We start from the raw sequence: 25,253 nt of genomic DNA, 5'->3' as shown, positions 1-25,253 counted from the left end.
CGACTCTCAACGAGGCAGTCAGTTCGCCACTAAGCTAATTAGAGTTGGTTTCGCCCTCACCGTCTATCCCGCTGACTGTAAAGGGGCTGCATCAAACATCGCGGGCGCGTTAGGATGGCGCGAAGTCGAGGTTGCAAGTAACCAAAAGGAGCCTCGTAACGGATTTGCAGTAAACGAGGATTGTCATGACTGATTTTGCCAACGCCATTCCGACCGCCGTTGATATCGTTCGGCGTGAAAAGTGCTACGAGGGCTTCTACAAGCTCGACCGCGTGCACTTGCGCCACGAATTGTTCGACGGCGGCATGAGTCGCGAGATCAATCGTGAAGTGTTCTTGCGCCACGATGCGGTGTGTGTGCTGCCTTATGATCCACAGCGCGACGAAGTGGTGCTGATCGAGCAGTTTCGCGTCGGCGCCATGGGCAAGACCGACAATCCGTGGCTGATCGAACTGGTCGCCGGTCTGATCGACAAGGATGAAATACCGGAAGAAGTTGCTCACCGCGAAGCGCAGGAGGAAGCTGGACTTGTATTCGGGGCGCTCTGGCCGATGACCAAATATTTTCCATCGCCGGGTGGCAGTAACGAGTTTGTGCACTTGTACCTGGGGCGTTGTGACAGTGCCGGGGTTGGCGGCCTGCATGGGCTGGAGGAAGAGGCTGAAGATATTCGCGTCACGGTCTGGGCTTTCGAAGATGCCCTGCAAGCCGTGCGTGACGGACGTATTGCCAACGCAGCGAGCATCATTGCCTTGCAGTGGTTGGCTTTGAACCGCGTGGAAGTGAGGGGGTTATGGTCGTAAACAAGCTGCGCGATCGCTATCGGGTTGATCTCGTGGGGCTGCAAGCTTCCTGCGAGGCCAACTACGCGCGCCTGATGCGACTGTTGCCGGACATGCGCAACGATCCGGCGGCCCGGCGAATTGCCGTGACCCAGGGTGACCAGATGCTGGGCGTGCTGGCCCTGGAAGTGCTGCAAGCCTGTCCATACACCACCACCCTGCAAGTGCGTCAGGAACACAGCCTGCCCTGGTTGCCGGTGCCGCAACTGGAAGTGCAGGTGTATCACGACGCGCGCATGGCTGAAGTTATCAGTGCCGAACATGCACGACGCTTTCGCGGCATCTATCCTTACCCGAACGCCGCGATGCATCAGCCGGACGAAAAGGCTCAACTCAATCTGTTCCTGGGGGAATGGCTGAGTCATTGCCTGGCTTGCGGACACGAGTACGCCGTTGTGCGCTAAGAGTGCTGTGTAGTTGTGAACTGCTTCCGGTTCACAGGTTTCCTCTTTTGATCGTCCCCCAGCATAATTGCGGCACTTTCCAATCCCGTGATCACGCCCTGGGAGAACGCCTTGCCGAGCGTATCCACTTTGACCACCGCCGATCCGGCGTTGCTGGTGCAACTCTCCGACAGTCATCTGTTTGCCGAGGCGGACGCGACGTTGCTGGGCATGAATACCCGCGACAGCCTGCAACAGGTGATTGAGTTGGTATTGAAGCAGCAACCGCAGATCGATCTGATGATTGCCACTGGCGATCTGTCCCAGGACGGGACGCTGGAGTCGTACCAGCTGTTTCGCGACCTGACCCGGCAGATCGATGCCCCGGCGCGCTGGATCCCCGGTAATCACGACGAGCCGCGGATCATGGCCGAGGCGGCGGTGCACAGTGCATTGCTGGAGTCGGTGGTGGACATCGGCAACTGGCGGGTGACGTTGCTCGATTCGGCGGTGCCGGGTTCAGTACCGGGGTATTTGCAGGATGAGCAGTTGCAATTGCTCGTGCGCTCGTTGAGCGAGGCGCCGCAGCGGCATCATCTGGTGTGTTTCCATCATCATCCGGTGTCGATCGGGTGTGCGTGGATGGAGCCCATTGGATTGCGCAATCCAGAGGCGTTGTTCGCGGTGCTGGATCGATTTGCGCAGGTGCGTGCGGTGCTTTGGGGGCATGTTCATCAGGAGATTGATCAAGTGCGCAACGGTGTTCGCCTGATCGCATCGCCCTCGACCTGCATCCAGTTCGAGCCGGGCAGCGACGATTTCAAGGTGAGTGAGCAGGCGCCGGGGTATCGGTGGTTGCGGCTGTTGCCCGATGGTCAGCTTGAAACTGGCGTTGAGCGCGTGACCGGGTTCGATTTCCAGATTGATTACGGCTCCAACGGCTACTGATTTCTTTGTCATTTTCAAAGGCCGAGGCGTGGCCATCGCGAGCTTGCCCGCGATGGCATTCGCTCAGGCGACATGAATCCCACGCATGTCCCCGATTCCCCCCGAGTCCCTGTAAACTCCGCCTTCTTTACCCGACGCACAGGGAGCTCAAATGTCTGGTTCGATCCTTTATATCCATGGTTTCAACAGCGCGCCGGCGTCGAAAAAGGCCTGTCAGTTGATGAATGTGATGGAACGGCTGGGCTTGAGCGATCAGTTGCGTGTACCGGCCCTGCATCACCATCCCCGCGAGGCCATCGCTCAGCTGGAACAGGCGATTGTGGAGCTGGGGCGGCCACTGCTGGTCGGCAGCTCACTCGGCGGCTACTATGCGACTCACTTGGCCGAGCGCCATGGCTTGAAAGCCCTGTTGATCAACCCGGCCGTCAGCCCGCACCGGATGTTCGACGGGTTTCTGGGGACGCAGAAAAACCTGTATACCGATGAGACCTGGGAAATGACCCACGACCACGTGACGGCCCTGGCCGAGCTGGAAGTGCCGGCGCCCCAGGATCCGCAGCGGTTTCAGGTATGGTTGCAAACTGGCGATGAAACACTGGACTATCGCCTCGCCCAGCAATATTACCGGGCCTGTGCCTTGCGCATTCAGGCCGGCGGCGACCATAGTTTCCAGGGTTTTGCCGCGCAACTGCCGGCAATATTGAGTTTTGCCGGCATCGGCGCAGATTTGTATCAGGCGATCGATTTCACAGCACTGTGATCATTGCCCCCTATTTTCACTGAACACTGACGACGAGACCCCATGGCCACTCCCAGCGCTAGCTCTTATAACGCAGACGCCATCGAAGTCCTCTCGGGCCTCGACCCGGTGCGCAAACGCCCCGGCATGTACACCGACACCAGTCGGCCGAACCACCTCGCCCAGGAAGTCATCGACAACAGCGTCGACGAAGCCTTGGCCGGGCACGCGACGTCGGTGCAGGTCATCCTGCACGCCGATCACTCCCTGGAAGTCAGCGATGACGGCCGTGGCATGCCGGTGGACATCCACCCGGAAGAGGGTGTGTCGGGCGTCGAGCTGATCCTCACCAAACTCCATGCGGGCGGCAAGTTTTCCAACAAGAACTACCAGTTCTCCGGCGGTTTGCACGGGGTGGGTATTTCCGTGGTCAATGCCTTGTCGACCGAAGTCCGGGTGCGTGTAAAACGCGACGGCAACGAATACCAGATGACCTTCGCCGACGGTTACAAGAAAACCGAGCTGGAAGTAGTCGGCACCGTCGGCAAGCGCAATACCGGCACCAGCGTGTTTTTCGCACCAGACCCGAAGTATTTCGATTCACCGAAATTCTCCATCAGCCGCCTCAAGCACGTGCTCAAGGCCAAGGCCGTTCTGTGCCCGGGGTTGCTGGTCAGTTTTGAAGACAAGGCCACCGGCGAGAAAGTCGAATGGCATTACGAAGACGGCCTGCGCTCCTACCTGGTAGACGCCGTCAGCGAATTCGAACGCCTGCCGGACGAGCCGTTCTGCGGCAGCCTGGCCGGTAACAAGGAAGCCGTCGATTGGGCGTTGCTGTGGTTGCCCGAGGGTGGCGACAGCGTTCAGGAAAGCTACGTCAACCTGATCCCGACAGCCCAGGGCGGTACCCACGTCAACGGTCTGCGTCAGGGCTTGCTCGACGCCATGCGCGAGTTCTGCGAGTTCCGCAGCCTGTTGCCGCGTGGTGTGAAGCTGGCGCCGGAAGACGTCTGGGAGCGTATCGCTTTCGTCCTGTCGATGAAGATGCAGGAACCGCAATTCTCCGGCCAGACCAAGGAGCGCCTGTCCTCCCGTGAAGCGGCCGCCTTCGTTTCCGGCGTGGTCAAGGATGCTTTCAGCCTGTGGCTCAACGCCAACCCGGAAACCGGCATGTTGCTGGCCGAGCTGGCGATCAACAACGCCGGCCGTCGTCTGAAGGCCAGCAAGAAGGTCGAGCGCAAACGCATTACCCAAGGGCCGGCATTGCCGGGCAAGCTCGCCGACTGCGCCGGGCAGGACCCGATGCGTTCCGAGCTGTTCCTGGTGGAAGGTGACTCCGCAGGCGGTTCGGCCAAGCAAGCGCGGGACAAAGAATTTCAGGCGATCCTGCCGTTGCGCGGCAAGATCCTGAACACCTGGGAAGTCGACGGCAGCGAAGTACTGGCCAGCCAGGAAGTGCACAACATCGCCGTGGCGATTGGTGTCGACCCGGGCGCGGCGGACATGAGCCAGTTGCGTTACGGCAAGATCTGCATCCTCGCCGACGCCGACTCCGACGGTCTGCACATCGCCACCTTGCTCTGCGCCTTGTTCGTCCAGCATTTCCGCCCACTGGTGGAGGCTGGTCACGTCTACGTCGCCATGCCGCCGCTGTACCGTATCGACCTGGGCAAAGAAATCTACTATGCCCTCGACGAGGCCGAGCGCGACGGCATCCTCGATCGCCTGGTGGCCGAGAAGAAACGCGGCAAGCCGCAGGTCACCCGATTCAAGGGCCTGGGTGAAATGAACCCGCCACAGTTGCGCGAAACCACCATGGACCCTAACACGCGGCGTCTGGTGCAACTGACGCTGGGTGAAGATTTCGCCGAGACCTCGGAAATGATGGACATGCTGCTGGCGAAAAAACGCGCGGGCGATCGCAAGACCTGGCTGGAATCCAAAGGCAACTTGGCCGAGGTTCTGGGCTGATGCGCTTTGGCTGGGCCCTGGCGTGTGCGTTGCTGCTGACTTCGGTGACGATTTGCGCGGAACCCGCGCCAGAGCTGCGCCTGTTGTCCGAACATGCCGTCGACGGCATGCGCGGCGGCAATCTGTCGGGGCTGGCCCAGTGTGGCAAGGAGCTGTGGACCGTTTCGGATCGCGACGATGATCAAATCTATCGCCTCGACACCCGCAACCCCACCTGGCAAGCCGAAACCGTGCACATTGACGTACCCCTGGTGCCCGACACCGGTTTGCCTTGGGGCTTGCGTGCGCGGACTTGGGCGGCATCGTTCGTGCGGGGCGGGGATCTGGATTTCGAAGGCATCACCTGTGACAGCGCGGGCAATCGTTATATCGTCAGCGAAGGCCACGCCGCGGTGTTGCAAGTACCGCCAACCGGGCCTGCGTCCTGGCTGAAAATCTCGCCGATGCTGGTGCGCGAAGCGCGGGCGAGCGGCATGTTGTTGCACTTCAATGCGTTGTTCGAAGGCCTGGCGATCAATCCGGCCGGTGACACGCTGTGGCTGGCCGCCGAACGTGAGCGCCGCGGTTTGTTGCTGATCAAGCGCCAGCAAACAGTGTGGGACTGCGACGGTAGCTGTGTGCTGCTGAGTGAAGGCGGGGTGGAAATGCAGCCAGCGCAATTTCCCCACGCCAGAGCGCGCCCTCGGGATTTTTCTGATCTGTCATTGTTCGACGGCAAGCTGTTTACCCTTGAGCGCAACGCCTTTCAGATCTGTCGCCGTGATGCGGTGACGACCAAGGTCGAGCGCTGCTGGTCGTTTGCTGCCGAGGCCTTGCAGGAAAACCGTCGTTATTCACAGCCCTTTGGGCTGGCGGAAGCGTTGATCGTGGACGTCGACGGTGCCTGGATCGGTATCGACAACAACTACGGTGCGCGCGCCGACGGTGAAGTACGGCCGATTGTGTGGCGCTTTGCCGCGCCTGAAGGTGGCTGGAGTGCCAAGCCATGAGTCAGCAACCGCCGGGCAAACGCGCCGGTCGGGTGTTGATGGTGCTGGCCTGGGGCGCCGCGCTGTTTCTGGCAACGCGGTTCTTCGGTCAATGGGAGGAGCGTCAACAGAATCCCAACACCGTCGTCAGCTCTGAGCAGGGCCAGGGTTTTATCGAGGTGAAGCTGATCGGTAACAGCCAGGGGCATTTTGTCGCCACCGGCCAGATCAACGGCCAGCCCGTGGAGTTCATGCTCGATACCGGCGCAACCGATGTGTCGATCCCGGCCGAAATGGCTGAACGATTGAAACTGGAAAAAGGCTTCGGGGTGACCCTGAGCACGGCCAATGGCTTGAGTGAGGGTTATCGGACCCGCCTCGACCGGCTGCAACTGGGCGCCATCGTGCTGCGTGACGTTCGCGCGCTGGTGGCGCCCGGTTTGCACGGCAATCAAGTGCTGCTCGGCATGAGCGCACTGAACAAACTTGAATTTACCCAGCGCGGTGGCACCATGCTGCTGCGCCAGACCACGAAATAATGAGGCCCGCATGAGCGACTCCCTTGATCTCAGCCTGGACGGTGTAGAACGCCGGTCACTGGCTGACTTCACCGAAAATGCCTACCTCAACTACTCCATGTACGTGATCATGGACCGTGCCTTGCCGCATATCGGCGACGGCCTGAAACCGGTACAGCGACGCATCGTCTATGCGATGAGCGAGTTGGGGCTGGACGCCGATTCCAAGCACAAGAAGTCGGCGCGTACCGTCGGTGACGTGCTCGGTAAATTCCACCCCCACGGCGACTCGGCGTGCTACGAAGCCATGGTGCTGATGGCCCAGCCGTTCAGCTACCGCTACACGCTGGTCGACGGCCAGGGTAACTGGGGTGCGCCGGATGATCCCAAGTCCTTCGCGGCCATGCGTTACACCGAAGCGCGGCTGTCGCGTTATTCCGAAGTGCTGCTCAGCGAACTGGGCCAGGGCACGGCGGACTGGGGCCCGAACTTCGACGGCACCCTGGAAGAACCTCTGGTGTTGCCGGCCCGTTTGCCGAACATCCTGCTCAACGGCACCACCGGTATCGCCGTGGGCATGGCCACCGACGTCCCGCCGCATAACCTGCGCGAAGTCGCGACCGCTTGCGTGCGCTTGCTGGATGAACCGAAAGCCACGGTCGAGCAGCTCTGCGAACACATTCAGGGGCCGGATTATCCGACCGAAGCGGAAATCATCACGCCGCGCGCCGACCTGCTGAAAATCTACGAAACCGGTCGCGGTTCGGTGCGCATGCGCGCTGTTTACCACGTCGAAGACGGCGACATCGTCGTGACGGCGCTGCCGCACCAGGTCTCTGGTGCCAAAGTGCTGGAGCAGATTGCCGCGATGATGCAGGCCAAACCGTCGAAAGCCCCGCAGATCGCGGACTTGCGCGACGAGTCGGACCACGAGAACCCTTGCCGCATCGTGATTATTCCGGTGAACAGCCGGGTCGATCACGAAGCGCTGATGCAGCACCTGTTCGCGACCACCGAGCTGGAATCCAGCTACCGGGTCAACATCAATATCATTGGCCTCGACGGCAAGCCGCAGCTCAAGAACCTGCGTGCACTGCTGGTGGAATGGCTGGAATTCCGCGTGCGGACCGTGCGTCGACGCCTGCAATTCCGTCTGGACAAGGTCGAGCGTCGCCTGCACCTGTTGGACGGCTTGCTGATTGCCTACCTCAACCTGGATGAAGTGATCCACATCATCCGTACCGAGGAGCATCCGAAGGCCAGTCTGATCGAGCGTTTCGCCCTGAGCGAGATCCAGGCCGATTACATTCTCGACACCCGTTTGCGTCAGTTGGCGCGACTGGAAGAAATGAAGCTGCGTGCCGAGCAGGACGAACTGCTCAAGGAGCAGGCCAAGCTGCAAGCCCTGCTGGGCAGCGAAGCCAAGCTGAAGAAACTGGTACGCAGCGAGCTGATCAAAGACGCCGAAACCTATGGCGACGACCGTCGTTCGCCAATCGTCGAGCGCGCCGAAGCCAAAGCGATGACCGAGCACGATCTGCTGCCGAACGAGAAAGTGACGGTCGTGTTGTCGGAAAAAGGCTGGGTTCGCTCCGCCAAAGGTCACGACATCGATGCTACCGGGCTGTCCTACAAGGCCGGGGATGGCTTCAAGACCTCGGCGGCCGGGCGTTCCAACCAGTTTGCGGTGTTTATCGACTCCACCGGCCGCAGTTATTCGGTTGCAACCCACACACTGCCGTCGGCCCGTGGCCAGGGTGAACCGCTGACCGGCCGTCTGACGCCGCCACCAGGGGCGAGCTTCGAATGCGTGCTGATGCCTGAAGACGATGCGCTGTACGTGATCGCATCCGACGCCGGTTACGGTTTCGTGGTCAAGGGCGAAGACCTGCAAGCCAAGAACAAGGCGGGCAAGGCCCTGTTGAGCCTGCCGAACAACGCCAAGGTCATCCTGCCGCGTCCGGTGGCCGACCGTGAACACAACTGGCTGGCCTCGGTGACCACCGAGGGTCGCCTGCTGATCTTCAAAATCAGCGATCTGCCACAATTAGGTAAAGGTAAAGGGAATAAGATCATCGGGATTCCCGGTGAGCGTGTTGCCAGTCGCGAAGAATATGTCACGGACATCGCTGTTTTGCCGGAGGGCGCCACTTTGGTGCTGCAGGCCGGCAAACGTACCTTGTCGCTGAAGGCGGACGACCTTGAACACTACAAAGGTGAGCGTGGGCGTCGCGGTAATAAGCTGCCACGCGGTTTTCAGAGAGTGGATGCGCTGTTCGTCGAAAACCTCAATTAAGCGTCCTAGAGCGCTCGATCTACGATTTAACGCGTAGATCGACGCTTTGGCGCTGGAGTCGGAACGCATATTCACGGATGATATGGCCTTTCAAGCGCCGGCGTAGCCGAGTGTTCTTCATATTTTTTGAGTATTTTCACTGTGGTGAGCCTTGTGGCAGCCACCTGGATGGGACGATGACTGCTCTGCGCCTTCCTTTTATTTTGATGCTCGCTGGCGTTCTTGGCCTGGCGGGTTGCAGCGTGCACCAGCCGGTGTCGCTGTATCAGCTGGACAGCGGAAGTCCGGCTCAGCCTGCGCAAAGCGCGGGCATGGCGGTATTGTTGGGCCCGGTAACGGTTGCTGATTACCTGCAACGCGAAACCTTGTTGCAACGTCAGCCGGATGGCAGCCTTCAAGCGTCGGCCGACGGTCGTTGGGCCGGCAGCCTGTCGTCGGACATCGATCAGCTGTTGCTGCGTCAGGTCGCTGGTCATCTGGACAGCCAACGCGTTGTCCTGGCACCTGCGACAGTGGGCTTCACGCCGGATGTTCAGGTTCTGCTGACCATCACCCGTCTGGACTCGGGTGTGTCGCAACCGGCGATCCTGGACGCGCAATGGCGCCTGATCGATCGTCGTGGTCAGGTGCGTGATAACCGTATCGTTCATCTGCAGGAGCAGCACTCCGGCGGCACGGCGTCTCAGGTTCAGGCCCAGGGTGTGTTGCTGCAGCGTCTGGCCGAGCAACTGTCCACAGCGCTCAAGCCACTGGCCAACCAGCCACCGATCGCTGAAGCACCGCGTAAACCGGCTGCCAAACCGGCAGCACCGGCAGCAGAGCCGGAGAAACAGCCAAAGATCCCGATGGCCTCGCCGATTCGTACGGATATGGAAGTGTTCAGGTTCTGAGCCTGGATTGAGTCCAGAACAAAGCCCGCCTTGTGCGGGCTTTGTTGTTTTTGCGGGTTGGTTGTAGCAGCTCGGCAGCTGCTACAAGAGTTAAGGGACAACAAAAAGCCCGCAGACGATCACTCATCTGCGGGCTTCTCTATAGCGGGCACAAGGTTACGGGTTATGCCCGGCGTTCGTGCATCCGCGCCAGTTGCCGCTCCAGCATCGATGGATAAGGCTCCATCAGGCGTTCTACGCAGCACGCACCCTCAGGGCTTGCAATCGGGCGGATCCGCGCACGCTGGCGAATCAGCGCGTCGTCGCTGATCTTGCGCTCCACCAGCAGCAGGTTGCGGCTGTGTTGCGACAGGGCCAGGGCATCCTGAGCGGTTTCGGTCAGTAGCAGGTCGATCTGGCTCAAGCCGAACAGTTCGTCGCCCAAGGTCAGGCCCAACTGCAATTGCAGGGTGATGCCGCTGTCGGCGACTTCGATCTGCAACTGATGACCCAGGGCGCGCAGCAACTCACCGCAGCAGATGGCGTTGGTCAGGTAGTCATCGCCGCTGTCTTCGGTATGGAACAGCATCAGCGTGCTGCCATCGTTCAGGGTGTGCAGTTCGCTCTGGTAGAGCGACGCCGCCTGATCGAGGCAATCGCGGTAGCGTTTGAGCAGCTCTTCCAGGCGTGCGCGGGGCAGGCGGCGCAGTTGATCCTGTGCGCCCAGTTGTACCGCCAGTACCGCGCTGTGTTGAGGTACGTTCGATACCTGCGGTTTTGCGACGGATTTCGGCGCACTGTCTGTCGAGTCGTCACGCAGATCGGCAAACGGGTCTTCGTCATCCTCGTCGTCTTCGACCGTGCTGACAATGCGCCGCGGCGCAGGCTTGAGACCTGCCACCGGTCGGGTTTCATCGAAGCTAGGATCACGCAGGTTGCGTACTTCGAAGGCCGGATCGGCCTCTTCGTCGTCATCGCTGTCGTCGAACTCGGGCTCTGGAACGGGCTCGGGTTCGGCCGGCTCCGGCGCGAAATTGGCGTGCAGCTGACGAGCCAGATCGCCGACTTCATCCTGACGCTCGGTGGCCGGGGTGTATTCGTCGATATTGCGCAGCCACACGCGCAATTGCAGCAGCGGCGTGGAGATATTGCGGCCCAGGCGCAGGCTCAAGGCCAGGGACAGCGCCAGCAGAATCGCGCTCAGAATGCCCATGCTTTGCAGGCTGATGGTCATCGGCTGCTGGAACTGATCCATGTCCAGGCTGATGCGCAGTTGCCCGGCGGTCACGTCCTGGAAGGTGATCTTGCTCTGGTACATGCCTTCGGCTTCGCCCAGCAGGCCGTGCTTGGGACGCTGACCGGCTTCGGCGAGGATGCGGTTATCCACGCTGTAGATGGCAGCGTGGGCCACCAGCTTGTTCTTGGTCAGGTTGTTGAGCAGCACATTCAGGCTGAGGATGTCGTTGGACACCAACAGCTCCGTGGCCGACGTAGCCGTCTGGGTAGTCAGGCTTTCGCCCAGGGCATCCGCCTGCTCGTGCATGGCCTGCTTGAACTGCAAACCCATCACGCAGGCATAGATCACCAGGGCCAGAGCGACCAGGATCACGTTATGGCTGGCAATGCGTAATGCGATCGGTACACGGCGATGACGCAGTGCCCGGAAGATCAGCAGAAAGAAGTTATCGGTTTTTACTGGCGTGGGCCGGTTCACTTGAGCTCGGCTCTTTGTCCGTGAAGTTGACGCGCAGTATAGCGACAGGCCCTAGGCCGTCAAAGCGCTCGCGGTGCCCGATGGTCACTGAAAATGGGTAGAATGCGGTTTTTTTCCACCTGCGGGGGTGCGCCTTGCGCGAAATCGTCCTGATAAACATCACGGGAGTCGACCGTCCGGGTCTGACTGCGGCCATAACCGGCGTTCTGGCCCAGGGTGGTGTGAACATTCTCGACATCGGTCAGGCGGTGATCCACGACACCCTGTCGTTCGGCATCCTGGTTGAAATTCCTGACACCGAGCAAGGCAACTCGGTGCTCAAAGACATCCTGTTCAAAGGCTATGAGCTTGAGCAACAAGTGCGTTTCACGCCGGTGTCCGAAGAGGATTACCAGCAGTGGGTCGGCAACCAGGGCAAGAAACGCCACATCGTCACCCTGTTGACCCGCAAAGTGACCGCCGAGCAATTGCAGCGTGTGAGTTCGATCACCGCCAAATACGGTCTGAACATCGACCATATCGACCGTCTGTCCGGCCGCATGCCGCTGGACACCCCGGCCGACAAGGGCAAGGGTTGCATCGAGTTTTCCGTGCGTGGCGAAGCGGCTGACCCGCAAGCGCTGCGGGCTGAATTCCTCAGCGTTGCGCAAGAGCTGAACGTCGACATCGCCTTCCAGGAAGATTCGCTGTTCCGCCGTAACCGTCGTCTGGCGGTGTTCGACATGGACTCGACGCTGATTGAAGCCGAGGTCATCGACGAACTGGCCAAGGCCGCCGGCGTTGGCGACCAGGTGTCCGCGATTACTGAGCGGGCGATGGCCGGCGAGCTGGACTTCCGCGCCAGCTTCAAGGAGCGCCTGGCCTTGCTGCAAGGGCTGGACGTCAGCGTGCTGGACTCCATCGGTGCTTCCCTGCGCCTGACCGAGGGCGCCGAAACCCTGTTCGCCGAACTCAAGCGCCTGGGCTACAAGACCGCGATTCTGTCGGGCGGCTTCACTTACTTCGCCAAGCAACTGCAGGCCAAGCTGGGCATCGACTATGTGTTCGCCAACGAACTGGAAGTGGTCGATGGCAAGGTCACCGGCGTGGCGGTCGAGCCGATTGTCGATGCACAGCGCAAGGCGGATTTGCTGCGTGAGCTGGCGCATAAAGAAGGTTTGCGTCTGGAGCAGACGATTGCCGTCGGTGACGGTGCCAACGACCTGCCGATGCTGGCGATTGCCGGGCTGGGCGTAGCGTTCCGCGCCAAACCATTGGTCAAACAATCGGCGAAGCAGGCGATTTCCACCCTTGGGCTGGATGGCGTGCTGTATCTGCTGGGTTTCCGGGATCGCGACGGGCAGCTCTGAGTTTTCGACCGTCCGGGCGAGCCCCATCACGAGCCTGCTCGCGATAGGGGCACCCTCTGGGACTCGCCGTTATAGCGACTTCCACAACGAATCAAATTCTTGCGCGACCCCGACCACGCCGCCTTCCGCGGCGTTTTCGTTTCTGGCTACCTCCAGCGAACGGTAGGCAAACTGATTGAAGCTGTTGGTGCTCGTCATCCGTCGCTCCAGCTCGGCCGGGCGTTCCTGGCCATTGGTGTTGATCAGCACCTTATTCCCTTCCTGGAACGGCAGGCGCGGGGTGAGCAGGGTGGCCGGCAGGTCGATGGCGCTGATGGCGGGCAGTAACAGCCCGCGCAAGTACTGGCTGTGTTCGTCGTCGGAGCGAATCAGTTGCAGGCCGCAGGGCTCGGCGTAAGGCGCAACCTGCTCGATACCCATCTGCGTGCCACCGCCCCGTACCTGGCGGATCCAGCGCACCACGGCAACGCTCCAGCCTTGACCGGCCGTATCCTCGATACCGACCATTTCGCCAGCCTGCAGTTCGGCAGGCACTGCGCCGGGCCAGGCCAGGCAATAACCGCCAGGACTGTGATTGATCACCGGTAGCGCGTAGGTCGGGAAATGCTGTTGGCCGGACGCCTCGTGGTTGTCATGTTTCTGAAGGTGTGGATATTCGATCTCTTCGTAGGGCAGCAGCGTGTCTGCCGTGCCATGGGGGGCGGCGTCGAAGGCCTGTTTCCATTGGTCCTTGGCGCGTCCTGTCGGCTCGGTTGCCGAGAACTGCGCGGGACGGGCGCCGGGTTTTTTCAGGATGTCGTTGAACGGGCGTTTGCCACCGAGATAAAAGTGCAGGGCGCTCATGCCCACGCACAGGGTCAACGTGCCGTGGCCGACGGTGCGCTGGAAGCCGCGCTCGGAGGCCTGCCCCCAGGCGGCATGCAGGTGTTGCAGCGTATCCAGATTGAGGCCCATCGGAACCGGCAGCGGCGATGCCTTGTCGGCCGATTGTTGCAGATGGGTTTCGATGGCGGCGACCAGGGGCTGCGGGTCGATCCCCAACAAGCGCTCCTGGTGTTCGGCCGGGAACTTGGTGCGATAACGCGGGCCGCTGTCGAGATCCGGGACGATGGCAAACAGCCCGTTGTCCGGTTTAAAGGGTTGCAGCTTGATCCATTGGCTCCAGGGTTCCAGCACCTCGGCGAGCCGGGCGATCTGGTTCTGGCGCAGTTGATTGCAGCGTGAAGCACCCAGCAGGAGGGCGACAACGTAGGTCTGCTCGATACTCAGGCTTTGCGTCTGGCTGGCCAGTTCATCGCGCACGCTCTGACGTTGCAGCTGATGTTCGCAGCCGATCCGGTACAGCTGATGCAGTTCCAGCCACAGCCCTTCGGGCGCCGGGCAATAGAGCTCAGTTGCGCGGATCAAAGTACCGTTCAAGCAATGGACGGCACGTTGCAATGACTGGGTCAGCAGCGGCGCACGGTCTTTACTGAAGCGCGGTGCGATGCGGACGACGATCTGCTTGTAGCCGATCGCCAAGTGGCTCTGCAGCGCCTGGCAAAGGTTGGCGATTTTGCGCGAACGCTCGTCGAGCACAATGGCCTGATGCAGGAAATGCCGCTCCAGGTGCTTGCAGACGTAATACACCTCGGGCCGCAGCAATTCGAGCAATTGCAGGCGATTGTCGCTGGGTGTGAGCAACTGGTTGAGTTCGCTCAGGCCTTGATACAACTGGCGAGCGGTTTCACCGATGTTGGCTTTGGGCAGGTTGGCGATCCAGCGCTTGAGGTCGCGTGGCGTGGCTTCGCAGAAAGACAGGCGCGACTGCGTCGGGATCGGTGCGCGTAGCAGCAGGGCAGGATTGGTCTCATTCATGCCGTGGACAAACTCCGACCGTGAAATGGGCAACGAATGACTTTGACTGTAGCAGCTATGAACGCTGGAGGAGGGGGCGCAGCGGGAGGAAATGCCCGATCCCACGAAAGGCGTTCGTGGGATCGGATCGAGGGATCAGGCGGTTGGCAGGCCGATGCCCTGGCCCATCTGCACTGGCGAAAGGGCGCCCAGCCCTTCAGCCCATTTCACTTGATCCGGCCCGAACAGCACGACCGCCGTAGAACCGAGCTTGAAACGACCCAGTTCCGCACCTTTTTCCAAGTGAATCGGCGCACGGGCCGCTTCGTCGTAGCGGAAGGTTTTCAGCTCGCGTTTTGGCGGTGTGACCAAGCCAGCCCAAACGGTTTCGATCGACGCCACAATCATCGCGCCCACCAGTACCACGGCCATCGGGCCGCGTTCAGTGTCGAAAATGCACGCTACACGCTCGTTGCGGGCGAACAGTTCCGGAACGTTTTCAGCGGTGGTCTGGTTGACCGAGAAGATGCGGCCGGGGATGTAGACCATCTCGCGCAGGGTGCCGGCCAGCGGCATGTGCACACGGTGGTAGTCTTTCGGCGACAGGTAAATGGTGGCGAAATCGCCGCCCATGAAGGGCGCTGCGTTGGCTGCGTCGCCACCCAGCAGTTCCAGCACGCTGAAGCTGTGGCCCTTGGCCTGGAAAACGCGACCGTGTTCGATCGGGCCGAGCTGGCTGACGGCACCGTCGGCCGGGCTGAGGATCGCGCCCGGGGTTTGATCCAGCGGGCGAGCGCCGTCTTTCAAGGCGCGGGTGAAGAACGCATTGAAGTGCTCGTAAGCGGTCAGGTCTTCGACCAGCGCCTGGGACATGTCCACTTGATAACGCTTGGCGAACCAGGCGGTAAAGGCGTTCTTGAACCAGCGCACACGGCATTCGGCAATGCAGCCGGCCAGTCGCGAGAGCAAGTGATGGGGCAGCAGGTATTGGCTGAGGATAAACAAACGCTTATTCATTAACTGTCCTTGAAAAACTTAAATCTCTACGGGCGTGTCAGGGTGGTTGCCCCATTCGCCCCAGGAGCCGGCGTAGCCTTTGACCCGCGGATAACCGAGCGACTTGGCCACCAGATAGGTGAAGCCAGAACGATGGTGTGTCTGGCAGTGGGTAATGACTTCTTTGTCTTTGGTAATGCCGAGTTGTTCCAGGATTTTCGGCATGTCGGTGCGGATGCGCAGGTTGCGCGCCTGATCCATGCCGGCGGTCCATTCGAAATTGACCGCGCCGGGGATGTGCCCGCCCTTGGCCGCCAACACTTTCTCGCCGGAGTATTCCAGCGGGCCGCGTGCGTCCCAGATCGCCAGGTCAGCAGCACCGAGGCGGCTTTGCAGGTATTCGCGGGTGGCGACAGGTTCGTCGTGCAGGGTCAGGGCGACCGGGCCGCCGACTGCCGGCGGGATCTGGATCGACATGGGCAAGCCTTCCGCCAGCCAGGCCGGCAGGCCGCCGTCGACATAGTGATATTTGCTGTGGCCGATGACATCCAGCAGCCAGATAAAGCGCCCGGCCCAACCGCCGCCTTCGTCGTCATAGACGACATAGACTGCATCGGGGTTGTGCCCCAGTTCGCCGAACAATGCTTCAAGCGCGGCGTGGGTCGGCAACAGACCAGGCGCAGGTGCCTGCCCCAGCTGAGTGCGTTTTGGATCGACAAAGCGTGCACCGGGGATATGCCCTTCGGCATAGCGGGCGCTGCTGGTCAGGTCCACCAGAATCAGTTCGCGGGAGTCGAGACGCGGGAGCAGGTCGCTCGGTTCGATCACCAGCGCCAAGCCAGAGAAGTCAGACATGTGAGGTCTCCAGAGCACAAAGGGGAGGATTGTAGCGCAGCGTCATGAGGGCCTGTTATCAGTTATTTTGGGGCAGGAAATAACTGATAACAGGCCCTAGCGGTGGCTAAAGCTGTGCAGGGCCTTTTCGATGCATTGAGCGGTTTTGCCGAACGCTTGCACGGTGATTTCCGAGAACGGTCCGCCGCCCTGATCCGCTACCACGATCATGATCACCCGGCCGTTGTTGACCAGTGAGCGCAGCAGCAGGTGTTCGCCGCTGAACTGTGAGCGCAGGCTGGCTGGCAGCAGGGCCGAGAATTGTGCGTTGTTGGCCGGCGTCAGGCGCACCTGGGCCTGTTGCGCGAGCAGGCGTTGCAGCACGGTGCTCTGACTGACCACCAGGTTCAGGCCGGCCACTTCCTTGGGCAGCCCGGCGGTCTGGTGCACACGCAAATTGGCGTGCGTGCGATCGGCCATCAGAATCATCACCCGGCGCATGCCACACGCCACCAGGGCGTCCCGGGCCGATGTGGTCAAGTGCATGGCATTGGTAAAGCGGCTCGGCTCCACCAGCAATTCGGCGCATTGCTTGCGCCACTTCGCCAGGTCTTCGGTGGTCGGTGCCGGTGCGGGCAACAAACCGGCATGAACGCGGTGCGCACCCGGTGGCCAGATCAGCGATTCGGCCGGGTGCCAGAGGTCTGGCATGGCGTGTTGGCGAGCGCTGTTGGCGGCCTGCTGGTGCAATTGTTGTTGCACCTCATCCATCGGCATTTGCAGGTAAAGACTGGTCAGGTACTGCCAGCGCTCGCAGTGGGGGCTGTCCCAGGCCTGTTGTGCCGCCAACGCCAGACCGTTGGCCAGCAGCACGGTATTGGCAGGCTGATTGAGCCAGCGGCGCAACGTCGGGTCGTCATCGAGGCGGTTCTGTTGGCGCAATGGGTGGTCGCTGTCGCGCGCGATGCGCAGAACTTTCACCAGCTCACGTTGTTCGCTGCGCAGCAGCCGATAACCTTGCTGCACCCAGATCGGCAGGCGCCAGACGTCCACCAGTGCCAGACAGATGTCCAGCAGGCGCACGCCGAACAATTGCTTTTCGACTTTGCGTGCCGACTCGCCTTTATGGATGACCCGCAACTCCCACTCTTCAAGCAGCTGCGGATGGGTCAGCGCCATGGGCCAGAGTGGCGAGAGAAACAGCAGGCTGCCCCAGTGGATGTCCTGCCACAGTCGCGCCAGGCGACTGGCGAAAAAACCGTTGGCCTGTTGAGTGGCGTGCTGGCTGATCAGTTGAAGCTGGCGCAGGGCGACGGGGATTTGCAATTGGGGTTCGGCGGGCAGGCGGTCGAGCAGTTCTTCGGTGCGTTTCAAACCGAGGCGATTGATCGCCACCTCAAGGTTTTCAGCAGGCTCGGTCATGCTGCCATGGGTGTGACGGTTGGCTTCGCGAATCACGCTCAAGGCCAGGGCCGGGCTTTCCTGCATCAGTTCGGCGATGTCGCGCAGGGAACTGCGGTTATCGCGGATGGCTTTGCAGACCCGGTCGTGGCTGGCTTGCGGAACCGGCAGGCGCACGCCATCGAGAAGCTTGACCCAGCCTTCAAGCGTGGTTGGTTTTGGCGTTGGGACGTTCGTTTCGTTAGCCATGTCTGGACGCGATCATCGTCTGCTTTACCTATGCCCTGAACGGGTCAAATTAGCTTTTCGCCTTAACTGGCTATAGTCTGGCGCAGTTTTGCCGATAAGTAGAAGAAGAGATTTTTTAACTTCCGAATATGACCTTGAACCCGACTCAGTAAGTGCTCTCCTACCTATGGCTAAAATTATCGGCATCATCGTCGTATTCGCGAGCGTGCTCGGCGGATACGTGCTTTCCCACGGCAAGATTGCCGCTCTCATCCAGCCTTTCGAGGTGATGATTATCGGTGGCGCGGCCCTTGGCGCCTTCCTGCAGGCCAACCCCGGCCACATGACAATGCACGTGCTCAAGAAGTCCTTGGGCATGTTCAGCTCGCGTTTCAACCACACCTTCTACCTGGAAGTGCTGGGGCTGATTTACGAGATCCTCAACAAGAGCCGTCGCGAAGGCATGATGGCGATCGAAGGCGACATCGAAGATGCCTCCGCGAGCCCGATCTTCGCCAAGTACCCGGCGGTGCTCAAAGACGAACGCATGACCGCGTTCATCTGCGATTACCTGCGCATCATGTCCTCCGGCAACATGGCTCCCCATGAGCTGGAAGGCCTGTTCGACATGGAACTCTACAGCCTCAAGGAAGACCTCGAGCACCCATCCCACGCGGTGAACGGCATCGCCGACGCCATGCCCGGTTTCGGTATCGTCGCGGCGGTATTGGGGATCGTGGTGACCATGGCATCCCTGGGCGAAGGCGACCAGAAGTCCATCGGTCTGCACGTGGGGGCGGCACTGGTCGGTACCTTCTTCGGTATTCTCGCGGCCTACGGTTTCTTTGGCCCGCTGGCCCATTCCCTGGCTCACGATGCCAAGGAAGAACTGAACACCTACGAAGCCATAAAGGCTTCGCTGGTGGCTTCGGCTTCCGGGATGCCGCCGTCGCTGGCGGTGGAGTTCGGTCGCAAGGTTCTGTACCCGGCGCACCGTCCTAGCTTCGCTGAGCTGGAACAAGCGGTTCGCGGTCGTTAAGTCATGGAAAATAACCAGCCAATAATCATCAAGCGCGTCAAGCGCATCGCCGGGGGACATCACGGGGGCGCCTGGAAAATCGCCTTCGCGGACTTCGCGACGGCGATGATGGCGTTCTTCCTGGTGTTGTGGCTGCTGTCCACCGCGACGCCTGAACAGAAGATCGCCATCGCCGGTTACTTCAAGGACCCGGTCGGGTTTTCCGAAAGCGGTACACCGTACATCATCGACCTGGGCGGCACGCCGACCCTGGCGCCGGAGAACACCCTCAACCCGGAGGTGAAATCTCAGCCGCAGCCAGACAAGGTGACCATCGACGCCGAGCAAGTTGAAGGCATGGCCGAGCAGGTCGAGAAGGAACGCCTGGAGTTGTTGCTGCAAGAGTTGCAGAACAAGGTCAATGAAAACCCGCAATTGCAGAAATTCAAGGACCAGATCCTCTTCGAGATCACCCAGGACGGTTTGCGCATCCAGATCATGGACGCCGAAAACCGCCCGATGTTCGACTCTGGCAGTGCGCGTCTGAAGCCGTACTTCGAAGACATTCTGCTGGCCATGGCCGACACTATCAAAGCGGTGCCGAACAAGATCAGCATCAGCGGCCACACCGATGCCAAGCCGTACTCGGGCACCGGCGATTTCGGTAACTGGGAACTCTCGGCCAATCGCGCCAACGCGGCTCGTCGTGCGTTGGTCGCCGGCAGTTATCCGGATGCCCAGGTCGCGCGAGTCGTCGGTTATGCCTCGTCGGCGCTGTTCGACAGGGAGAACCCGTTCAATCCGGTCAACCGCCGGATCGACATCGTGGTGCTGACCAAGAAAGCCCAGCGCGCCATCGAAGGTGAACAAGGTGCCGAACCGGCGCCAGCGCCGACGCAAGGGCAGGGTGGCCCGGGCGAAGTGCATGCGCCGCCAGCCGATCCGAACGCATTGCCGGCGGATAAGGAACCGCTGCCGGCACACGAACTTCGTGAGCGTTTGAATCTGTTTGATAATCCGGCGCCGAAGCCGGGCGAACCGCCCAAACCCGCTGTACCGCCCAAGCAATAACCTGCAGAAAAGCCACCATGAGTGGCTTTTCTGTTTCTGGCTGCGTCACTGCAGCGTCGCACTGACTCGACTCACTGCAAGTTTGTTTTCGGAATCATGGAAGATCAGTAATGGAAAGACTCAAGTCCTATTTTCAGCAGCATGGCAATGCACCCTTCAAGTTTGGTGAAGGGCGGGTCAGTGGCTACATCTCTGCCACGCTCGGGCTATTGAGCCTGCTGGCGGTATTGTGCTTTCTCTTTCCCGAATGGCTGACCACCGCCGAACTGCGCAAGGTGTACGACGAACAGTTTGCGCGCACCACGCTATTGCTTGGGCTGGTACTGTCTTTCAGCCTGGGCACCCTGAATATCCTGCTCAACAAGCGAAAGCGCTTGGGGATTACCGGACTTGTCGCCTCGGGGCTGGCGGTGTTTCTCGGCGGCACCAATGTGCAGATCAGCTCGATTGGGCAGACACCGTACTCGCTGGGGCTGGACTGGTTCGTCCTGGCTCTGCTGGTGTCGGCCATCGTCTTTATCCCCCTGGAAAAACTCTATTCCAAGGACCCTGAGCAAAACATTCTGCGTCCGCACTGGCGAACTGACCTGACCTACTTTTTTGTCAGTCATATGCTGGTGCAGTTCATCCTGATTTTCATCACTGCCTCGTCGAGCTTTATGGCTGGCTGGGCCGTGTCGGCGGATTTGCAGGCCAGCGTACAAAGCCTGCCGATCGTTGTGCAGTTCTTGCTGGCGGTACTGGTGGCTGACCTCGGTCAGTACTGGCTGCATCGGCTGTATCACGTCGTGCCATGGTTATGGCGCATGCATGCCGTACATCACTCAAGCACGCACATGGATTGGCTCGCCGGTTCGCGTGTCCACTTCATCGAGATTCTGCTCACCCGTACCGGCGTGCTGGTGCCTTTGATGCTGCTGGGTTTTGCGCCCCAGGCGTTGAACGCCTACGTGATTCTGGTCGGGGTGCAGGCAGTGCTGGCCCACGCCAATGTACGGATCAACGGCGGCTGGCTGAATTATGTGCTGGTCCTGCCGCGCTATCACCATTGGCATCATGCCCGGCACAAGGATTACATCTACAAGAACTATGCGATCCATACGCCGCTGGTGGATATGCTGTTTGGCACCTTCAAGTTGCCACCCAAGGAGTGGCCGACGCGCTACGGGGTTTTTGGCAAGGACTTGCCGGGCGGTATCCTGCGCCAGCACTTGTACCCGTTCCAGAAGCCTGGCCTGAAGAGCGTCGAGCCGAAACCGCCGGCAGCGGTTTCCTGAGGTCTAGACCTGAATGTGTTATGGCCACTGCTATTTCAATGAGCCAGGTGTGAATTATCAAACCGATCGCGCGAACTTCTGGAGTTTGTCGTGATGAAATATTTGACTGCGGTTTTGGTCCTGGCTTGGGCAGTCGTACCTTCCAACAGTTGGTCCAAGGATGATCCGACCCGCTCCCCACAGGCAGGCGGGCGCACCTACGCGCAGAATTACAAGGATATGGTGCTGGCAGACTGCATCGCGACAGCCTACAAGAGCGAACCTGAAGCCGCCCAGGATGCCGGAAGCAGTGCCAGTGCCGCTTATGGACTGGACCTATTTCGATCTGGAGCAAGCACCTCAAGCCGGTAAATCTCTGGTTGACCAGTTTCTGGTTCGTGATTATCACAATCCACTGGTCGAATCAGAGCGAAAAGGTGTTCGTTTTGAGCTGCTGAAATGCCTGGACCTGTATCACAGCAAAGAGTTGGACAGCCAGGTCAGGCAATTGGTCATCAATCCCCAGCACACCTATCGTCAGGACAACCCGCCACGACCCAAAAAGGATTGACCTGCGCCGCGAGTAACCGTTCGGCCGTTGATTGGTCAGCATTGAAATACAAGAAAGCCGCGATCATCGCGGCTTTTTTGCACCTCTCAGAAACCCCGTCGGATGCGACTCTTGAGCTGGTCGTGGAACAGTTCCGCATTGCGTCTGTAGCTGCCGCAAAGGGATTCGCTGATTGAATCCAGTGTCATTGAACGCTTGGTCGCCACTTCTTCACGGTAGGCCTCAATGAAAAAATCCAGGTCCTTGTCAGTGCTGAGCTTCGGCCATTTATCGAAGTACAGCGGCAGTTCCGCCGGTTCGGTCTGGAATGAGCAAATCCGCCGGTTGCTGATTGTCGCTTCGCCGATTTCGAACGGTACCCACCATGGCGGCACGGTCTTGCCCGAGACAACGGCTATCAGATGCGTGCTCGCGCTGATGTAGCGGGTGATGACCCCGGTGATGTCGTCAGTGGTCTGGGATTCCGGATCCAGCACGTCGAAGTAGGTCTTGATATTGGCCTGTATCAGACGGCTGCTGATGGCGATCGCGTAGGGGCGATCCGCGTGACGATAGCTGATGAATACAGGCATCAGAAGTGTCCCTTGAGGGCGAGTTCGCGGTAATGGGCGCCTGAACGGTTCCACGAGTGAACGATGAAAAAGTGATAGGTTGGCATGGCTGTCCCTCAGTATCGCTAATATGCGAAGAGGGCTTGAATGTATGCAGTTGAAGGGCTGGAACAAGGCCTTTACGGCTAAAGAGAAGTACCCTTCAAACAGGCGTGCGGATGCCCTACAGAAATATCTGATGTTTAAGTCGATGGGTGGTTTTTGTAGGCTGCTGCGAGCAGCCAGCCGTCCCATTGATGTCGGGGCGGCTGGCGCGTCTGTTTAATAGCTGTTTTCAGGCAAGCTGGCGATGATCGACCGGTAGCTGTTCATCCGTTGCTGCTGCACGCGGCCATCTTCCAGGGCCTTGAGCAGGGCGCAGCCCGGTTCGCGGTCGTGTTTGCAGTCGCGGAAGCGGCACGTGCCGAGCAGGTCGTTGAACTCGATGAAGCCGGCTTCGACGTCGGCACGGCTGACGTGACCCAGGCCGAACTCGCGGATACCCGGGGAGTCAATCAACTCACCGCCACCGGGGAAGTGGAACAACCGCGCGGTGGTGGTGGTGTGGGTGCCCTGGCCCGACAGCTCGGACAGCGGGCCGACGCGGGTTTCGACTTCCGGCAACAGGCTGTTGACCAAAGATGATTTGCCGACACCGGACTGGCCGACGAACACACTGATGTGCCCGTCCAACAGTTTTTGAAGTTGTTCCATGCCGTTGCCGTGGTGCGCCGACACTTCCAGCACCGGGTAGCCCAGCGTGCGGTAAACCGCCAGCAAGGCATTCAGCGCCGGGGCGTTCTGCTCGTCGATCAGGTCGAATTTGTTCAGCAGCAACAACGGACGGATACCCGCATGTTCCGCGGCAACCAGGTAGCGGTCGATCAGGTTGGCATGAGGCTCTGGCAGCGGTGCGAAGACGATGACGATCATGTCGACGTTGGCCGCCACCGGCTTGAGCTGTCCACGACTGTCCGGGCGGCAGAGCTCGGTTTTGCGCGGCAGTTGCGCCACGATCACGCCGATGCCCTGATTGCCGGCACGCCATACGACCTGATCACCGGTCACCAGCGCCGGCAGGTTGGCGCGCAAGTGGCAGCGGAATACCTGGCCGGCCAGCTCGCCATCGAGGGCTTCGACTTCAACCTGTACACCGAAGTGCGCGATCACCAGGCCCGTCTGTTCCGGACCCAGGTCGCCACCCTCAAGTGCCTCGACAGCCGAGGACTCGCGTTTGGCGGCGCGGGCAGCGCGCTCGCCCTGAATCTTTTCGATGCGCCAGTTTTGACGACGATTGAGTTGGCGTTTGGCCATGGGTGTTCCGTATCGAGAATGCAGCGATTAGGTAAAACGGTCGCGAGTTTAGCACGCCCGGCCGTCTCCCTAGGCTAAACTGCGAACCTACGCCGAGGAGCCGACATATGCAGAACCCGCAGAACCTGATCTGGATCGACCTGGAAATGACCGGGCTGAACCCTGATACCGACGTCATCATCGAGATGGCCACCATCGTCACCGACAGTAATTTGAACACCTTGGCTGAAGGTCCGGTGATCGCCATTCATCACAGCGACGAGATCCTCGCCGGCATGGACGAGTGGAATACCCGTCAACACGGCGGCTCCGGACTGACCCAACGGGTTCGCGACAGCCGCATCAGCATGGCCGAAGCGGAAGCCCAGACCATCGCCTTCCTGGAGAAATGGGTGCCGAAGGGCAAGTCGCCGATCTGTGGCAACAGCATCTGCCAGGACCGTCGCTTCCTTTATACCCACATGAAGTCGCTGGAAAGCTATTTCCACTACCGCAACCTCGACGTGTCGACCCTCAAGGAGTTGGCCGCGCGTTGGGCACCGGATGTGCGCGACAGCTTCAAAAAGGGCAGCACCCACCTGGCCCTGGACGACATCCGCGAATCGATCGCCGAGCTGCAGCACTACCGCAAGAATTTCATCAAGTTCTGATTGGGTGGCAACGAGGGTTTTTGTGGCGAGGGGGCTTGTCGGAACGCCGCACCGTCCCGCTCGGCTGCGTAGCAGTCGTATAGTCAGCCGGCGTGGTCTATTGCTCTCTCAGCAAATAGGGCCGCTCTGCGGCGCAGCGGGGCAAGCTCCCTCGACACAGGTACCCTTGCCCCCTTTTGGTGCCCTGACGATCTGAGTAGACTGCGCGCCTTCTCGTAAGGACCGCCACCATGTTGCTGATGCTCTACCTGATCGCCATTACTGCCGAAGCCATGACTGGCGCCCTTTCTGCAGGCCGTCGCGGCATGGACTGGTTTGGCGTGGTATTGATTGCATGCGTCACGGCGTTGGGCGGCGGTTCGGTGCGCGACGTGTTGCTTGGCCATTACCCGCTGACCTGGGTCAAACACCCGGAATACCTGGTGCTGACGTCAATCGCTGCGATGTTCACCGTCTTCGCTGCGCGCTGGATGCGCCATCTGCGCTCGCTGTTTCTGGTGCTCGACGCCGCGGGCCTGGTCGCGTTCACCCTGATCGGCTGCATGACCGCCCTGGAAATGGGCCACGGCATGCTGGTGGCCTCGGTCAGCGGCGTGATCACCGGGGTATTCGGTGGCATTCTGCGGGACATCTTCTGCAACGACATCCCGCTGATCTTCCGCCGCGAACTCTACGCCAGCGTCTCGTTTGCTGCGGCGTGGTGCTATTTATTCTGTATCTATCTGCAATTGCCGGGTGAACAGGCGATCCTGATCACGCTATTCGGCGGCTTCCTGCTGCGCTTGCTGGCGATCCGTTTCCACTGGGAAATGCCCAAGTTCGTTTATAACGACGAAGCCTGATTTACACGCAGTCCCTGTAGCAGCTGCCGAAGGCTGCGTTCGAGGCCGA

Annotated in this window: 22 protein-coding genes and 1 pseudogene; 16 read left to right on the top strand and 7 right to left on the bottom strand. The window is 60.2% G+C overall.

Features of this window, described 5'->3' with window-relative positions; all coding sequences use genetic code 11:
• Positions 1–185 precede the first annotated feature (185 nt).
• From F475_RS10755 to F475_RS10715, 9 genes are all read left to right on the top strand, one after another.
• The gene (locus F475_RS10755) at positions 186–803 is read left to right on the top strand and encodes an NUDIX domain-containing protein (protein ID WP_007939630.1); all 618 of its coding nucleotides are present in this window, start codon (positions 186–188) and stop codon (positions 801–803) included.
• Positions 794–1,246: a DUF1249 domain-containing protein gene (locus F475_RS10750; RefSeq protein ID WP_007939629.1), complete on the top strand. Its 453-nt coding sequence runs from the start codon at positions 794–796 to the stop codon at positions 1,244–1,246. The genes F475_RS10755 and F475_RS10750 overlap by 10 nt, the downstream gene beginning before the upstream one ends.
• Before the next feature lie 111 nt (positions 1,247–1,357).
• Positions 1,358–2,173, top strand: a complete 816-nt coding sequence (cpdA, locus tag F475_RS10745; protein WP_026286607.1) for a 3',5'-cyclic-AMP phosphodiesterase — start codon at positions 1,358–1,360, stop codon at positions 2,171–2,173.
• Positions 2,174–2,324: 151 nt separating this feature from the next.
• On the top strand, positions 2,325–2,933 hold the full coding sequence (locus tag F475_RS10740) for a YqiA/YcfP family alpha/beta fold hydrolase (RefSeq protein ID WP_018928525.1): 609 nt from the start codon (positions 2,325–2,327) through the stop codon (positions 2,931–2,933).
• Between the two features lie 42 nt (positions 2,934–2,975).
• Positions 2,976–4,883 (top strand): DNA topoisomerase IV subunit B, encoded by a 1,908-nt coding sequence (gene parE / locus F475_RS10735; protein WP_018928524.1) that lies wholly within the window; start codon positions 2,976–2,978, stop codon positions 4,881–4,883.
• On the top strand, positions 4,883–5,872 hold the full coding sequence (locus F475_RS10730; protein WP_064616003.1) for an esterase-like activity of phytase family protein: 990 nt from the start codon (positions 4,883–4,885) through the stop codon (positions 5,870–5,872). Before parE ends, F475_RS10730 begins: the two co-directional genes overlap by 1 nt.
• A complete protein-coding gene (locus tag F475_RS10725; protein WP_018928522.1) occupies positions 5,869–6,390 on the top strand; it encodes a TIGR02281 family clan AA aspartic protease in 522 nt (173 codons plus the stop codon). The genes F475_RS10730 and F475_RS10725 overlap by 4 nt, the downstream gene beginning before the upstream one ends.
• 10 nt (positions 6,391–6,400) lie before the next feature.
• Complete coding sequence (gene parC, locus F475_RS10720; protein WP_018928521.1) at positions 6,401–8,665, top strand: DNA topoisomerase IV subunit A; 2,265 nt, start codon at positions 6,401–6,403, stop codon at positions 8,663–8,665.
• 176 nt (positions 8,666–8,841) lie between these two features.
• Positions 8,842–9,555: a membrane integrity-associated transporter subunit PqiC gene (locus F475_RS10715; protein ID WP_018928520.1), complete on the top strand. Its 714-nt coding sequence runs from the start codon at positions 8,842–8,844 to the stop codon at positions 9,553–9,555.
• 163 nt (positions 9,556–9,718) lie between these two features.
• Here the strand turns inward: F475_RS10715 and F475_RS10710 are convergent, their stop codons facing one another.
• Positions 9,719–11,248 carry an AhpA/YtjB family protein gene (locus F475_RS10710; RefSeq protein WP_111453894.1) on the bottom strand — a complete coding sequence of 510 codons (1,530 nt, stop codon included), beginning with the start codon at positions 11,246–11,248 and terminating at the stop codon, positions 9,719–9,721.
• Positions 11,249–11,382: 134 nt separating this feature from the next.
• On the opposite strand from F475_RS10710, the gene serB reads away from it, so the two are divergent.
• On the top strand, positions 11,383–12,597 hold the full coding sequence (serB, locus tag F475_RS10705; protein WP_007939616.1) for a phosphoserine phosphatase SerB: 1,215 nt from the start codon (positions 11,383–11,385) through the stop codon (positions 12,595–12,597).
• Positions 12,598–12,666: 69 nt separating this feature from the next.
• Here the strand turns inward: serB and F475_RS10700 are convergent, their stop codons facing one another.
• From F475_RS10700 to F475_RS10685, 4 genes are all read right to left on the bottom strand, one after another.
• On the bottom strand, positions 12,667–14,454 hold the full coding sequence (locus F475_RS10700; protein WP_111453893.1) for a molecular chaperone: 1,788 nt from the start codon (positions 14,452–14,454) through the stop codon (positions 12,667–12,669).
• A gap of 135 nt (positions 14,455–14,589) precedes the next feature.
• Positions 14,590–15,450 (bottom strand): archaetidylserine decarboxylase, encoded by an 861-nt coding sequence (asd, locus tag F475_RS10695; RefSeq protein WP_007939614.1) that lies wholly within the window; start codon positions 15,448–15,450, stop codon positions 14,590–14,592.
• 18 nt (positions 15,451–15,468) lie between these two features.
• Entirely contained in the window at positions 15,469–16,284 is an 816-nt protein-coding gene (locus tag F475_RS10690; protein WP_111453892.1) for a rhodanese-like domain-containing protein, read from the bottom strand.
• Positions 16,285–16,380: 96 nt separating this feature from the next.
• The gene (locus F475_RS10685; RefSeq protein ID WP_111453891.1) at positions 16,381–17,913 is read right to left on the bottom strand and encodes an HDOD domain-containing protein; all 1,533 of its coding nucleotides are present in this window, start codon (positions 17,911–17,913) and stop codon (positions 16,381–16,383) included.
• 166 nt (positions 17,914–18,079) lie between these two features.
• On the opposite strand from F475_RS10685, the gene motA reads away from it, so the two are divergent.
• The 4 genes and pseudogenes from motA (at position 18,080) to F475_RS10660 (ending at position 21,808) form a co-directional block, all read left to right on the top strand.
• A complete protein-coding gene (gene motA / locus F475_RS10680) occupies positions 18,080–18,931 on the top strand; it encodes a flagellar motor stator protein MotA (protein WP_111453890.1) in 852 nt (283 codons plus the stop codon).
• A 3-nt stretch (positions 18,932–18,934) separates the two neighbouring features.
• Positions 18,935–19,981 carry a flagellar motor protein MotB gene (gene motB / locus F475_RS10675; protein WP_018928514.1) on the top strand — a complete coding sequence of 349 codons (1,047 nt, stop codon included), beginning with the start codon at positions 18,935–18,937 and terminating at the stop codon, positions 19,979–19,981.
• 110 nt (positions 19,982–20,091) lie between these two features.
• On the top strand, positions 20,092–21,258 hold the full coding sequence (locus F475_RS10670; protein ID WP_064616010.1) for a sterol desaturase family protein: 1,167 nt from the start codon (positions 20,092–20,094) through the stop codon (positions 21,256–21,258).
• 93 nt (positions 21,259–21,351) lie between these two features.
• A pseudogene (locus tag F475_RS10660) lies at positions 21,352–21,808 on the top strand (type VI secretion system amidase immunity protein Tai4).
• 86 nt (positions 21,809–21,894) lie between these two features.
• On the opposite strand, the gene F475_RS10655 reads toward F475_RS10660, so the two are convergent.
• Both F475_RS10655 and rsgA read right to left on the bottom strand, forming a co-directional pair.
• Positions 21,895–22,380, bottom strand: coding sequence for a toll/interleukin-1 receptor domain-containing protein (locus tag F475_RS10655; RefSeq protein ID WP_086944084.1), 486 nt, complete (start codon positions 22,378–22,380; stop codon positions 21,895–21,897).
• 300 nt (positions 22,381–22,680) lie between these two features.
• Entirely contained in the window at positions 22,681–23,712 is a 1,032-nt protein-coding gene (rsgA, locus tag F475_RS10650; protein WP_018928510.1) for a small ribosomal subunit biogenesis GTPase RsgA, read from the bottom strand.
• A 107-nt stretch (positions 23,713–23,819) separates the two neighbouring features.
• Between rsgA and orn the strand changes: the two genes are divergently transcribed.
• Both orn and F475_RS10635 read left to right on the top strand, forming a co-directional pair.
• Positions 23,820–24,362, top strand: a complete 543-nt coding sequence (gene orn, locus F475_RS10645; RefSeq protein WP_018928509.1) for an oligoribonuclease — start codon at positions 23,820–23,822, stop codon at positions 24,360–24,362.
• 230 nt (positions 24,363–24,592) lie between these two features.
• Positions 24,593–25,204 carry a trimeric intracellular cation channel family protein gene (locus tag F475_RS10635; protein ID WP_086944083.1) on the top strand — a complete coding sequence of 204 codons (612 nt, stop codon included), beginning with the start codon at positions 24,593–24,595 and terminating at the stop codon, positions 25,202–25,204.
• Positions 25,205–25,253 lie beyond the last annotated feature (49 nt).

Origin of the sequence: Pseudomonas sp. URMO17WK12:I6 (genome assembly GCF_003253625.1) — a bacterium.
Classification (GTDB): domain Bacteria; phylum Pseudomonadota; class Gammaproteobacteria; order Pseudomonadales; family Pseudomonadaceae; genus Aquipseudomonas.
This window is presented reverse-complemented; position numbering and strand designations above follow the sequence as displayed.

Coding starts and splice junctions, on each gene's coding strand:
- F475_RS10755 (WP_007939630.1), top strand. CDS start 186: ATGACTGATTTTGCCAACGCCATTCCGACCGCCGTTGATATCGTTCGG.
- F475_RS10750 (WP_007939629.1), top strand. CDS start 794: ATGGTCGTAAACAAGCTGCGCGATCGCTATCGGGTTGATCTCGTGGGG.
- F475_RS10740 (WP_018928525.1), top strand. CDS start 2,325: ATGTCTGGTTCGATCCTTTATATCCATGGTTTCAACAGCGCGCCGGCG.
- parE (WP_018928524.1), top strand. CDS start 2,976: ATGGCCACTCCCAGCGCTAGCTCTTATAACGCAGACGCCATCGAAGTC.
- F475_RS10730 (WP_064616003.1), top strand. CDS start 4,883: ATGCGCTTTGGCTGGGCCCTGGCGTGTGCGTTGCTGCTGACTTCGGTG.
- F475_RS10725 (WP_018928522.1), top strand. CDS start 5,869: ATGAGTCAGCAACCGCCGGGCAAACGCGCCGGTCGGGTGTTGATGGTG.
- parC (WP_018928521.1), top strand. CDS start 6,401: ATGAGCGACTCCCTTGATCTCAGCCTGGACGGTGTAGAACGCCGGTCA.
- F475_RS10715 (WP_018928520.1), top strand. CDS start 8,842: ATGACTGCTCTGCGCCTTCCTTTTATTTTGATGCTCGCTGGCGTTCTT.
- F475_RS10700 (WP_111453893.1), bottom strand. CDS start 14,454: ATGAATGAGACCAATCCTGCCCTGCTGCTACGCGCACCGATCCCGACG.
- asd (WP_007939614.1), bottom strand. CDS start 15,450: ATGAATAAGCGTTTGTTTATCCTCAGCCAATACCTGCTGCCCCATCAC.
- F475_RS10690 (WP_111453892.1), bottom strand. CDS start 16,284: ATGTCTGACTTCTCTGGCTTGGCGCTGGTGATCGAACCGAGCGACCTG.
- F475_RS10685 (WP_111453891.1), bottom strand. CDS start 17,913: ATGGCTAACGAAACGAACGTCCCAACGCCAAAACCAACCACGCTTGAA.
- motA (WP_111453890.1), top strand. CDS start 18,080: ATGGCTAAAATTATCGGCATCATCGTCGTATTCGCGAGCGTGCTCGGC.
- motB (WP_018928514.1), top strand. CDS start 18,935: ATGGAAAATAACCAGCCAATAATCATCAAGCGCGTCAAGCGCATCGCC.
- F475_RS10670 (WP_064616010.1), top strand. CDS start 20,092: ATGGAAAGACTCAAGTCCTATTTTCAGCAGCATGGCAATGCACCCTTC.
- F475_RS10655 (WP_086944084.1), bottom strand. CDS start 22,380: ATGCCTGTATTCATCAGCTATCGTCACGCGGATCGCCCCTACGCGATC.
- rsgA (WP_018928510.1), bottom strand. CDS start 23,712: ATGGCCAAACGCCAACTCAATCGTCGTCAAAACTGGCGCATCGAAAAG.
- orn (WP_018928509.1), top strand. CDS start 23,820: ATGCAGAACCCGCAGAACCTGATCTGGATCGACCTGGAAATGACCGGG.
- F475_RS10635 (WP_086944083.1), top strand. CDS start 24,593: ATGTTGCTGATGCTCTACCTGATCGCCATTACTGCCGAAGCCATGACT.